This is a genomic window from Pararhizobium sp. O133, assembly GCF_051669845.1.
Lineage (GTDB): Bacteria > Pseudomonadota > Alphaproteobacteria > Rhizobiales > Rhizobiaceae > Pararhizobium.
Genome location: NZ_CP196430.1, coordinates 145,886 through 157,550, shown reverse-complemented (window position 1 = coordinate 157,550; position 11,665 = coordinate 145,886). Strand labels below are relative to the sequence as shown.

General features: G+C 59.6%; 9 protein-coding genes. 6 read left to right on the top strand and 3 right to left on the bottom strand.

The window, feature by feature from the left end:
- Positions 1-465 precede the first annotated feature (465 nt).
- Complete coding sequence (locus ACST81_RS27880; protein WP_438754851.1) at positions 466-891, bottom strand: hypothetical protein; 426 nt, start codon at positions 889-891, stop codon at positions 466-468.
- A gap of 427 nt (positions 892-1,318) precedes the next feature.
- On the opposite strand from ACST81_RS27880, the gene ACST81_RS27875 reads away from it, so the two are divergent.
- The 4 genes from ACST81_RS27875 (at position 1,319) to ACST81_RS27860 (ending at position 5,307) form a co-directional block, all read left to right on the top strand.
- The gene (locus tag ACST81_RS27875) at positions 1,319-2,311 is read left to right on the top strand and encodes a hypothetical protein (protein ID WP_438754850.1); all 993 of its coding nucleotides are present in this window, start codon (positions 1,319-1,321) and stop codon (positions 2,309-2,311) included.
- 124 nt (positions 2,312-2,435) lie between these two features.
- The gene (locus ACST81_RS27870) at positions 2,436-2,717 is read left to right on the top strand and encodes a hypothetical protein (RefSeq protein WP_438754848.1); all 282 of its coding nucleotides are present in this window, start codon (positions 2,436-2,438) and stop codon (positions 2,715-2,717) included.
- Entirely contained in the window at positions 2,717-4,582 is a 1,866-nt protein-coding gene (locus ACST81_RS27865) for an AAA family ATPase (protein WP_438754846.1), read from the top strand. Before ACST81_RS27870 ends, ACST81_RS27865 begins: the two co-directional genes overlap by 1 nt.
- Positions 4,579-5,307 carry an ATP-dependent Zn protease gene (locus ACST81_RS27860; RefSeq protein WP_438754844.1) on the top strand — a complete coding sequence of 243 codons (729 nt, stop codon included), beginning with the start codon at positions 4,579-4,581 and terminating at the stop codon, positions 5,305-5,307. Before ACST81_RS27865 ends, ACST81_RS27860 begins: the two co-directional genes overlap by 4 nt.
- 1,167 nt (positions 5,308-6,474) lie before the next feature.
- Here the strand turns inward: ACST81_RS27860 and ACST81_RS27855 are convergent.
- The gene (locus tag ACST81_RS27855) at positions 6,475-6,873 is read right to left on the bottom strand and encodes a WGR domain-containing protein (RefSeq protein ID WP_438754843.1); all 399 of its coding nucleotides are present in this window, start codon (positions 6,871-6,873) and stop codon (positions 6,475-6,477) included.
- An 820-nt stretch (positions 6,874-7,693) separates the two neighbouring features.
- Here ACST81_RS27855 and ACST81_RS27850 point away from each other — a divergent pair.
- The gene (locus ACST81_RS27850) at positions 7,694-8,788 is read left to right on the top strand and encodes a hypothetical protein (protein ID WP_438754841.1); all 1,095 of its coding nucleotides are present in this window, start codon (positions 7,694-7,696) and stop codon (positions 8,786-8,788) included.
- A 1,377-nt stretch (positions 8,789-10,165) separates the two neighbouring features.
- The gene (locus tag ACST81_RS27845; protein ID WP_438754839.1) at positions 10,166-10,462 is read left to right on the top strand and encodes a BA14K family protein; all 297 of its coding nucleotides are present in this window, start codon (positions 10,166-10,168) and stop codon (positions 10,460-10,462) included.
- A gap of 187 nt (positions 10,463-10,649) precedes the next feature.
- Here ACST81_RS27845 and ACST81_RS27840 read toward each other — a convergent pair whose 3' ends face one another.
- Positions 10,650-11,516, bottom strand: a complete 867-nt coding sequence (locus ACST81_RS27840) for a transglutaminase-like domain-containing protein (RefSeq protein WP_438754837.1) — start codon at positions 11,514-11,516, stop codon at positions 10,650-10,652.
- Positions 11,517-11,665: the final 149 nt, after the last annotated feature.

Here is an 11,665-nt window from a genome sequence, read left to right as displayed (position 1 = left end):
AGGACCTTGGACCATTCTGTCGGTAAAATCACCGAAATCAGCGATATGCCGTCATTATGTCCGATTCTCTAATTCCAGCAAGGAAAATTGAGTTAACAAAAGGTTAACGACGCTAAGCAGTTGGGGGAGACCAGTCCTGGAGGCGTGAAAATGGACTAGCGCAGCTTATGTTATAGGGGTTGACTGCCGTCAATTTTACAGATTTCACAGCAACTCCAATAGCTTGGATAAAGATGCCACTTTCGTTTCCGCTCTGGTTCAGCCGCTGGTGCAATATCGGTATATTGGAATGGGTTTCGAGGCGCTGACCTCCGCATCATTTACCTTTCTTCGGTTAAAATGCCCGCGTAGCCGATCAGATTCCGGGCAGGGCGACGACATGACGGTTCGACGGCTTCGCGACATATATGACGTTGTGACCCATTGAAACAAATTGCGTTCGTTCGATTCACGACTTCCAAATTCTCATTTGCTATCAGCGAACAACGCTTCGTCCGGAATGGTGGCGACGAGGGGAGGCGAGGGGACATTGGCATGGCCAGAGAAACGAGAGCCGAGCGTAACAGGAAGCAGCGGGAACGGCAGCGTGCGCTGCGTGCTAAGCAGAAGACCGAGCGGCGACCGGGCCGTGACGACGTCGCGCGGGTGATGTTGCACTGGTTCATCCTTGGTGCGAAAGCAAAGGGCCGCGAACAAGAGCTCGACAGATCGATGGACGCCGTTGTGCGTCGGCTTGTAAAACAGGGGTTCGAGGAGCGCGCTTCCCTCGAGGTCTTCGAGCGCCTGATCGAAAAGTACACCGAGGAAAAATGGGACTTCCAGCACAAACAGCGCCTTCTCCATCCTGAGCAAGAGGGTGACGCTTCGTTGAGGTAGGATTTCCCGCCCCATTCTGTGGGCCCCCCATCGTGTCACCTGCTTTCAGCCTTTTCCGCGCAAACGTCATCCTGTGAAACGAACCGATTCCCCCCGTTACTCCGTCAAACAGCGTTTGCAGAAGAATCGTCTTCGACCGATCTCCGCATCGCGCGACATCATGGTGGGGTAGCGGAGGCAGCCACGTCCGGAAAAAGTAGCCTGCGTCTTAACCGAGAATTCACCACGATGATGACGCAGGGGTTCCCGCACGGCCAAAATGTGAGCCCGCCGTTAACGGTGATCGAGCCCATTTGATTTTTTTCGATAGGGATCCTTGAGATCTCCTGCGGGTCCTGCCAGGACTATGCGACTTCGGGTTGTCCGGAGTAGACGGCCCAAGCCGGTGTTTGCACCACCGACATGGGCCTGACCCTCAGCCTTCGTTGAAAGGAATCGGGCTATGAACACCAATACTGCCTCCATCACCATCGGGGAAGTTTCCTCTTCGACCATCGCTTCGATCTCGGCGATCACGCCACCGGCGCTGCGTCGCCATCCCCACATCGTCAACTATGCCGATGTCGCCGCCGATTTCGACGACCTCATCGACAAGGCGATCACCGCGATCAGCACCGGCGAGGCCGTTGCAGACGAAATCCTCGGGCATTATGTCCAGGTTGCCTCCCTCGTGCGTGCCGTCTCCTTCCGTGAAGGCAAGCTGCTCGAGCAGGCGATGCTGCGCCTGTCGCAGGTGAACCCCGATCTCGTCGTGCTGACCCAATCGCTCAAGCTGCCGCTGGTCAAGGCCGCGATCGAAGCGGTTTCCGGCAACGACTGGAGCGTGCTGGAAAGCATTCGCCTCGATTGCGACGCCGCGTCCAAGGGCACCTACACGCCCGACCTGGTCGTCATCAACAAGACGCGCCATGCAGCCGTGATCCTCGACCTCAAGCGCTCGCTCGCATCCTACGGCGACACGACACGCATGGAAGAGCTCAAGCTCAAGATGATGGCAACTGCGATGATCCTGCCGGACTGGCTGTACCGCACCCAGAAGCGCCTGATGGTCGATACCGTCGGCGTTGCGATCGTCGATGGCGCCAGCCGTCCGAGTGACCATTCCGCCGGAATCTGGGCACTGAACGAGATCGACGATCTCTTGGAAATCGATGGTGCTGCCGCCTGCATGGCGCATCTGCGTGCCCGCTTCGGGCGTCGCGTTCAGCAGCTTCTTGAAGCAGCAGCACGCCGTGCCCTCGATCTCAGCCAGCCGCCGGTGATCGCGGATTCGGCAACCGGTTCGCGCGTGCATCTGTTGAGCACCAACGGCACGACGACGCATGATCGTTCTGACGCCGATCTCGATGGCGAGATGGATCCGCATCAGGATAGCGATGCGCTGCCTGCGTCGCGCATCCGCATCGGCTTTGCGCGCCGCATGCTCGGCGCCTAGCACAGCACAGCAAACCCCCTGACCGCGGCGTGCTGACGAACGTCAGGCGAGAGCCGCGGTCTGCGCTTCCCAACTCCATGTCCACTGATCCCGATCGCAACACGCGGTTCGGCAAGGAGACCGCATGTCCTCGACAAAGACGAACAATTCACCGACCGCACACCGCATCAAAACTTCCCGTCCAATGAGACGGGGAGGAGAGGGCAGCAAGCCCTCTGATACGAATGTGGATGCCGCACTGATCATCGGGCTGTCGCTGGCACTTGCCCGAAGCCACGGGGCAGGGGACGTGCCCGATGCCCTTCGCCAGCGACTGGCAGCACTTGCTGAAATCGGCAACCCGGCTGCGGCCCTGGTCTGCGCATGGCTTGAAGCCAAAACCGCGACGTCGAAGGCGGTGCGGTGATGGACCGGCTCTCATCACTCTTCGTGCGACGGCTGCGCCAGATGGCCCGTCGTGCCCATCGTCACGTCGCATTGGAATGCGGCCTCGTCGACATGACGGTCGTACAGGTCGGGCGCCACAATATCCGGGTCTACCGTCCAGTGTTCGAGGTGGACGCCCTGACCGGCATCCTCGACACCGACGTGCACTGGATGCGGGCGCGCTTTCCAGCGCTGCTGACCAGCGATCCGATCTCACGCAGCGCCACCGGCGCCCATGCTGTTGACGGACCGTCGATCTGGCGCGGCCAACCCGACCGGACCTCGGTTGTTGATCGCCTCGATGCCTATGCGATGCGGGTCATCGATGCCTCGGCTCCGGACCTCCGTGCATCCGATCTTACCGTGACCCTGTTGTTGGCGCGCGCGCTCAGGGCCGACACCCATAATCTGCGCGATGTCATTGACGTTCTTCGGCAACCCGCACCCATCGTCAGCGTCACAGCCTTTGTCGAAGGATTCGAAAAGTCCTTCCTGCGGATGATCGAGACATCCGATCTTGTTCCGTTCGGACCCTACGTCAGCGCCAGCATCCAGTATCCGGTCGCAGGCCATGTGCGAGCCGATCTCGGAGATCAGCCCAGACGCCGTCTGCTTCATTGTGCCGCCGGCGATGTGCGCCGTGAGCGTGATGCGGCGCTCAAACGGCTCCTGGGGCAAGCGGTAGAGGAGGGGTGCCCGATCGTCGCTGTTGGCGAGACCGAGGACACCATCGTCGATAGGCTCGATGCAGCATCGGACCTGTCGCTTCACGCGCACGGGATTGATTCAAAGCTGATCGGTGATCTCGTCGAGTTTTTCTACGGCGCCATGGGAAAAACGTTGAGCGAACCGCTTATCGAACGGATCGAAACCGCAGCGCTGTCCCTGCACGATCTGAACCTGGCGTTTCGGCCGCGCCGTCCAATCGATCATGCCATGTCCGTGCTGGCGCGCCTCGCAGCCGTGCCTGGCGACAGTGACGGCGAGGATGAGAGCGCCCGGTCCGACCGCAAGATCATCACTGAGAGCACCGCGCAACGCAGGGAGGCCAGCCAGAAGGCGACGACGCAGCAGACCGGTTCGCGGGAGAAACGGCATACAAAAACCTCCGGGGCGGACATTATCCAACCCGTGGCGCCAGGGGAGGGCGCCGACACCAACGGGATCGACATCCTGCTGATCGAAGATCTCGCGGGTTACGGCGAGGCAAAGACATGGGCGCTCGAGTTGAAGGATGATCTCGTCGCCTACCGCAACGAAAGCGTCCGCTGGGCTGATTTGAGCACGCGACTGCTGCTGAGCGGTCCACCCGGTACGGGCAAGACGACATTCGCCAGGGCGCTTTGCAACAGCCTGCAGGTGCCGCTGGTGGCGACGTCGGTTTCGACCTGGCTTGAGGGCGGACATCTCGACACGGTTCTGCAGCGCATGAGCATGACGTTCCAAGAGGCGACCGCCCTTGCACCCGCGATCGTGTTCGTCGACGAGATCGACGGGATCGGCAAACGTGTCACGTCAGATCGAGACTATGCCGACTATTGGAATGCTGTGGTCAACAAGGCCCTCGAACTGCTCGACGGTGCCGTGAAGACGCACGGCATCGTCGTCATTGGCGCCACGAACCGGCCGCAGCAGATCGATGCTGCCTTGACCCGGTCTGGACGGTTGGAGAAGCACATTGTCATTCCCACGCCCGACATTGATGCCCTTGCAGGAATTCTGCGGCATCACCTGAAGTCGGACCTCGCTTGCCTTGCGAACCCGAACCCGCCACCCGTTGATGAAGACGTCGCCGGAGTTCTGGCGCCAACACCGCAGGATGATACCGAGGAGGGCCGCGGATGACGCACCAGAGATCAATCGCCACGGTCGAAGACAACTTGCGTCGTCTGGCGACCCGCGCCCAAGGTCAAAGCGGCGCCGATATCGAACGCGCGGTGCGAGAAGCCAGATCACGCGCCCGCAGGCAAGGCCGCGCGCTGACATACGCCGACATCGAGGCGGCCATTCGTGGTCGTCGACCGCCGCTCAATCCGCGTACGCGATGGCGCATTGCCGTTCATGAAGCAGGCCATGCGATTGTGCACCATCACCTTCGTCTCGGGTGCATCCAGGGACTGACCATCGACACCGAGAGCGGCGGACACAACACGCTGACGTTCAACAACCGCCTGCGCGACGAGCGCGCATGGTACGACAACATGCTGGCGATGTTGATGGCCGGGCGCGCAGCCGAAGTGCTTGTGCTTGGAACGGCATCCGGCGGTTCCGGCGGCGCCGACGAAAGCGATCTGGCACGGGCCACCCGGATGGCGCTCGACATGGAGACGGTGCTTGGCTTCGGGACCGACCCGTTGGTGTATCGTCATCATGCAGATCCGACGCGGGCCATCGCCAACGACGCCGGGCTGCGGCAGGCAATCCAACGGCGGTTACACGTGGCGCTCGGCTTTGCCACGGAAACTCTGATGGAGAGACGACCCGTCTTTGATCGGCTGACGCGTGAGCTGTTCGAGATGCAGGCGATGGACAAAGACGCGGTCGCCACAATCCTGATGGAGCCGGCGTGAAGCGGGAGGCAGGGAGTCGTCAATCGAAATACGTCGTCACAGGTTGCCGGCAAGACGAAACAAATTGCGGTCATTCGATTCGAAGTTATCGGGGAACGATTCACTGTTGCCGGCGAACGATTCAAAACTACAGATTTTTGATTCCAAACGCGTGCCGGGCGATTCCGCGTCGGGGTCAAGACCCGTTGCGAGGTGCTGGCAATGGAATGAACATTGCCGGCACGTTGAGACAAATTGCGCTCATTCGATTCCAAACCCTGGAATTCCGATTCTTTTTTGAACGGATGGGGCAAGGGGGCTCCAGCGCAGGGAGCTGTGCCGCCGGCATGATCTGTCAGCAAATACTGATGCCAGGGCGCCCGTTGGGCGCCCTGTCTCAAATCTTGGCGCCAGCCTTCCTGCATGTGGGTTCCCACTGAGGCGAGGAGGGGCCGGGCCGGCGGCATGAGGGGCCTTTGTCTGACAAGAGGCCGGCTGTACCCCGCGCCCGCACCGGATGCGTGCCGCGAGCATTCAGGTCTCCATTTCTAGTCCTTGGCGACGGTCATCGGACGCGATGAGTCTATCGTCTCCGCCTGTGCCCGATTGTGGCGCCGGACATCCGCCCTTTCCGTCCGTGGCCTCTTTACCGGGCAATCGTCCTCTGCCTGTCAAACGTCGTTTGCATGATTTGACATTGCTCCCCCCATTACTCCTGCAAACAGCGTTTGCAGCGGAATCGTTTAATTTGGATGCTTCACGGGTTTGCACACGAGGTGCTTACCGCGCCGAGGCTCAGGGCAGGTACCGCCAGCGACCTCAAGCAGCGCCGGTTCTCCGCCACGAGCGCTGGCTGCGTTCAGCCGTCCTTCAGTCCTGATATACCCCCAGGGCGTCGGTTCACGCGAGTTCTGGATTGATCAGGCCTGTCCGCAGCCGCGAGACCCGGCACGGGGGAGGAGGGCACGCCCGAAGCAGTCTTCTTACGTTAAACGCCGATGCCGACCCGTCGAGGCTCGAAGCGACCCTGTGCTCCTGAAGGGCTGCTCTCTATCCTGGGACAGGCCCCTCTGCACGCCGTCGTCGTGGTCACCTGACAATCGGTCTCTCTCCATCAAGTATCGTTGCAGATTGCGGCATTTCTCCCCCCGTTACTCCTGCAAACAACGTTTGCAACGTAATCGCTCGTCATGCCTGGTCACCAGTTTTAACGACCGGCAGATAACCGCGCCTGCGCTTCACACCGAGCAGCATCAGAAACTCTCGAACGGCGTCGTGCTCACGGTCGTGGGTTCTGACGCGCTGTCGGCCGCCGGTCCCGATCCGTCCCCAGCGTCGCACGAGCGTCATCTCTCCAAACAGGTTCGTCTCGATAGACAGGGCATAGAAGCGGGCCATGCCCCGCGCGGCGTCCTTTCGTTCGATGTAGATACGGTACGGTGTGATCATGCGACGAATCTGCCGCGGGACGCGTGCGCCGTCCAACGACAAATATGAATCGATCGTCGCTGATTGATTCACGATTGTGATCGTTTCCGTCGCGGAGAAGTTGGTCGTGAGGGTTGGTTCCGCAAGAATGATCAACATCCGAGTGGCCGTCTCGGCACGCGTTCACTTGATGCAATCGGCGTTTGCAGCTGAATCGGAAATCTCGGTTTTTGAATCGTTGCCCAGCACCTCCGAATCAAATGTCCGAGGCTTTGAATCGAATGAGCGCAATTTGAGATGCGTTGCCGGCACATTGCCACAGCTTGAAATGACGTACCCCTCACAGCTGCTCCCGGTGAAACACATTCCCGAGGGTCTGAATCAAAAATCTCGAAAAAAGAATCGAGTGACCGCAAATTGTCTCAACGTGCCGACACGTTGAAATGACGTGGTGGCAACCGTCGATCGGCGATAGAACGGTCGCCAACGGGCATTATGGCGGCCCTGGGCGCAGAGCAGTCGCCACCTCTCCTCCCAATGTGGGGGTGGAAAAATGCCGTGGATTTATCCAGCCTCGCGGGCAGCGTCGACACCTGTTCGGGTGCGAAAATTCGAATACTGGGATTTGCAGGCAGCGGCCACAAAGTTACTGATTTGCTCGCCCTCCAGCTTGCGGAGGAACTTTGGACGAGACCGTTTAGCGTTGCGGCAAGATCAGCTCCATTACCTGCTGACTGCTCCGTAAATAACGTCGATTTTATTATCAAGCAACATAATTGATACGGTAAGCAACAGAGTTTCAGATTAATTATCTACATCGCCAATATTGCGTATATCTGTCATTTTTAACGTCATTTTAAAGTTTTAAGCGCAGTTATTACTTTAACACACCGTTACTTGCGATTTGCGTTTCTGCAATATTCGGGGATAATAGGGGCATCCGGTCAAACGGATACAACGAGTTCAACGGAGTACTACAATGTCTCAGACAAGCCAGACTGCTTCTTCTTTCCTCACCTCCACCAACCTTGCGACGCTCGGTGTTGACTTGGCGACACAGGCCAAACTTCAACGGGTCGCCGAGGACCTCGCTGCCTTCGGACGACGCAGTACCGAACAGGCTTTCGGTGTTGGAGAATGTCTCAACGAGGCAGCAAAGCTTCTGCCGGAAGGGGCCTTCCCCAAATGGGTGAAGCCCGCCTGCGGTCTCCAGGTCCGCAGTGCCCGCGCCTACATCGCGGTGTTCCGCAATCTTTCTCCGTACCGCGACGAGCTCGTCGACCTGGCGGTCAGCACCACGGTGCTCTTCCATCTGAGTGCGGCAGCACCCGACCAGATCGAGGCGGCAATGACCTTTGCCGAGGACAATGGACGTCTTCAGGTCGCAGATGTGAAAGCGATCCTTCGAGAGGGCGATGAAGGCGACGGCATGAAGCCAGGCTCCGATCACTTCTCTGCCGGCGGTCTCGCCGGCCTGAAGAGTCTGATGGCGATCAAGGCGCGCGATGGCCTCAAGCTCTATGTGGCACATGTCGATCAGATCCGGCAAAAGCTCCTTGCTGCGCTCGGCAAGAAGCGGGTCATCAAGGAGGCGCTGGTCAAGGAAGTCCAGGATCTCGCCCGCATCGCCAGGGCGGAGCTGGAAAGCCTTGCCCTGTTCATCGAGACGGACGGCGACTTCCTGGGCCGCAGCCCTCGGGCAACCACCTTCCCGAAGGCCAGCGAATGGGCAGGGGTCAACGACACGCTCTTGAAACTCGGCAACGTCGAGAGCTGGCCGAAGTCGGCCGCGGTGCGAGAGTGGCTCGAGACCGAGGTCCTGCCGGTGCTTGACTGGTCGACCTCGAAAGAGCGAAAGCCGAAATGGCCGTTCGCTCGCCCTGCAACCGAAGCGTCAGCGACCGAACCTTCGATCGCCGCGGATAACGACAACGCGTCTGAAGAGGTCGACGCCGACGGCTTCGAGCCTTCGGAAGACGCCGCAGTCGTCCGCCAGCAGGTAGCCGAAGCTCCGTCGCTTGCGAACGAGCAACAAGACCTGGACGAGACCTCACCGGCGGTCGCCATGGCGTGAGCGTCACAACACATCGAAGGCCGGCTTTGCCGGCCTTCGAAAACCAACACCGAGAGGGCCGCATCGCGGCCCTTTTCCATGTCCGGACTTCTGGCATCTCGACGCCGATGAAATCCGCCTTCGCTGCCAAAGCGGTTCGGCGGATGTCGACAGCGTCGAAACGGTCATGAGGTCCGGTGCTGGAAAACATCCCGCGACCTTGCTCCGTTCATGGTTGCCCGGTTCGTCCGGGCCCCTAAAGGCCGAGCGAGCCTTCGAAGCTGGTCGCCCCGGCATCGGCTCCAGACTTCCCCACTCTTGTCGTTCTTGTCATCGCCGGCAGTCACGATCCGATCAAACAGCCCCCAGGCTCTGCGCCGCGATGCTCGGGTGTCATCTGGTCGTAGTCGACACAGCAGTTCCACCGACCGCCCCGGCGGTCGACGCAGCCCAATCCGGGAAAACGTCGAGGTCGGCTCAGCCAGTCGTGGGGTCCTCGCGGTGCAAACGTCCTCCGAATGTCACCCCGCGCGGATCTCGCGAACTCACTTTCCATACAAGCTTCGGCCGAATTGAGTTGCCGGGCGAAATCCAGACTGACCTTCACCCGCTCGGAACGACCACATGGGACGGTGTCCCAGCTTACACATGCAACGCCGGTCACGTGGGCCTCACGCTCGTCCATCGAGCCTTCCGCCGTTCGTGCCGCCGTGTCTCTCGCGCAAAAGAGAGTTGACGTGTCTCAACGCCGAGATTCCAAAAGTGCAATTATTGCACCGATGGCCGGAGGGCGGATCAATTGATAAACCGGGTCAATTGCCTGCAATTCGGGGAAGCGGGCGATCTCGCCACCAAATCGGCCCAAGCATGTGTCGACGTTTCGTCGCGCACCGAATGCGACGAAAGATCGAGCTCTCGACCGTGCGCCGTTGTTTGAACGTGAGAGGCATCGCACCAATGGCAGGGACTTGATGCCCAATGCCTGTTTGATCTGCCTCCCATCATGGACTTCCGGTTCGTCCGTCAAGCCTTGCGCCGTTCGTGCCACCGCTTCTCTCGCAAAAAAGAGTTCACGGGAGCCAACGCCGGGATTCCAAAAGTGCAATTATTGCACCGACGCCCGCAGGGCGTATCCATCAACAAGGCGTCTCGATTGCTCGCAATTCTCGCAAGCAGGAGGTCTTGCCGCCAGGTTGGTCCTTGTGGATGCGATGAAGTCTGGCTCATGACCGTGGGACGTTTTTGAACAGGCGAGGGGACATCGCCACCGAAGGAACGATGAACGCCTGCTACCTGTTTTGATCTGCTTCCCATCATGCAGTTGCGTGCCTGCCATGTGGCAGGGGAACAACTTCCCGAAATCGGTCGTTCACTGATAATCAAACACTGGATTTTCCGATGCCCCGACTGACCGAAATCCTTACAACGCTCGCGATGACAGGCCTGCTCCTTATTGTAACGCAGGTGTCAGCCAGCGCGTTTCATCTCCAGCCGTCATCCGGCGCGGTGCCCTCAAGCACCGCATCATTCGCAGAAGGCAGCAACCCAGAAAATGAGGCAAGTGTCCCACTGCTGTCGCTGCTGGACGTTCAACATATCCGCTGGTGTGCGGCTCGGTACGCTTCTTATCATCCAACGGATAACACCTACGCCAGCCGCTCCGGCCATCGCTTGGTATGTCGGTCACCGGGCTGAGATGTGGCGAAGACGCGTATCGCCGCTACGGCTTTGCGCCTTCATTTCGGCTGTTGAGGTAACTCGGGCGGACGCGTGATAGCAGGCTATCTAGTTACTACTTCCGTGAAGCGTCAACACCGTAATTGGAACCTTCGGTCGCATAGTACCCGAGCATGCAGAACTTCAGCCGACGAGCTTTGAGTACCTACTGCGCCACTGAAACCGTCTCGCGAATCTGCCTGACAGCATTGAAGACCTCTCCAGGCATGCCGAACCCTGGAGTGCCATAGAGTAAACGGAGCTCTTCCCAATGACGGTCGGGGTCGAGCAGGACCTCCGCTAAATGATCGAAGCGTCGCAGTTGCTCCGCGCTGATCTCCGCGTCTGGGGATGGCATCGCCCCCCAGTCGTCCCACGGCAGCATCTCGACCTTGTTCAGGCTGGCGAGGTCACGGATCATATTTGAGGCGATGAACCAGAAGCCGCCTTCATCGAAGATGCCAAAGCGATTGGGGTCGTCCTCGCCACGCCGGCAGAGTTGCCAGGCCTGGGCGGCCAGCAGGAACTCACCCGACGGCAAGTCGAGAGTGTCGAAGACCAGCCCCAGTTCTGCACGCTGAAAGTCATCGATCTGAAAATCGACCATCCGCCAGCGATCACCATTCCAGACCTCCACGACCCAGTGGTCGATCGCCTTGTCGGGAGCGAAATAAGTGCCGAAACCGCACCGCGACCTGGCCGCACGGCCGTTCGCTCGCAAGGCCGACACCGCGAGCAGCGAGAAATGGCTGCAGACACCAACCGCGCGATCCGCAGCAGGACGTGGTGAATTGCCCCCCGCAAGGAGGCCGTCCAGTATGGCATCCACCGATCTCCTTTGCGAGAGTTCTCGGCGCTCCGGGGTCAGCTCTTCGCCATATTTCGACGCCCAGTGTTCGTGAAGCATTCTTCCCTGGATCCAGGTGGCTAGGTCGGCGATGTTCGTTGGAGCGCCTGCCAGCCCGGCCTTATTCTTCTTTGCCGTGGAATGCGGGCCCGGCTCTCGGAAGTAGTCCAGCGTAACCATGTCCATGAGTATCCTCCAAGGCCGGATGATCCAGAGAGGGCGCATCGGTGTCAAGCACACGGTGAACGGCCGCGTCGGGGCCGGCCGCGGAAATGATTTCCGCAAAGCGCCTTCATTTCTGTCATAGCATCCAAAGTAGCGGCGCAACAAAAGCG

What these genes read in the sequence shown, in the direction of transcription:
- ACST81_RS27880 (WP_438754851.1), bottom strand. Translation starts at nt 891, where the DNA reads ATGGGGCGGGAAATCCTACCTCAACGAAGCGTCACCCTCTTGCTCAGG.
- ACST81_RS27875 (WP_438754850.1), top strand. Translation starts at nt 1,319, where the DNA reads ATGAACACCAATACTGCCTCCATCACCATCGGGGAAGTTTCCTCTTCG.
- ACST81_RS27870 (WP_438754848.1), top strand. Translation starts at nt 2,436, where the DNA reads ATGTCCTCGACAAAGACGAACAATTCACCGACCGCACACCGCATCAAA.
- ACST81_RS27865 (WP_438754846.1), top strand. Translation starts at nt 2,717, where the DNA reads ATGGACCGGCTCTCATCACTCTTCGTGCGACGGCTGCGCCAGATGGCC.
- ACST81_RS27860 (WP_438754844.1), top strand. Translation starts at nt 4,579, where the DNA reads ATGACGCACCAGAGATCAATCGCCACGGTCGAAGACAACTTGCGTCGT.
- ACST81_RS27855 (WP_438754843.1), bottom strand. Translation starts at nt 6,873, where the DNA reads ATGTTGATCATTCTTGCGGAACCAACCCTCACGACCAACTTCTCCGCG.
- ACST81_RS27850 (WP_438754841.1), top strand. Translation starts at nt 7,694, where the DNA reads ATGTCTCAGACAAGCCAGACTGCTTCTTCTTTCCTCACCTCCACCAAC.
- ACST81_RS27845 (WP_438754839.1), top strand. Translation starts at nt 10,166, where the DNA reads ATGCCCCGACTGACCGAAATCCTTACAACGCTCGCGATGACAGGCCTG.
- ACST81_RS27840 (WP_438754837.1), bottom strand. Translation starts at nt 11,516, where the DNA reads ATGGACATGGTTACGCTGGACTACTTCCGAGAGCCGGGCCCGCATTCC.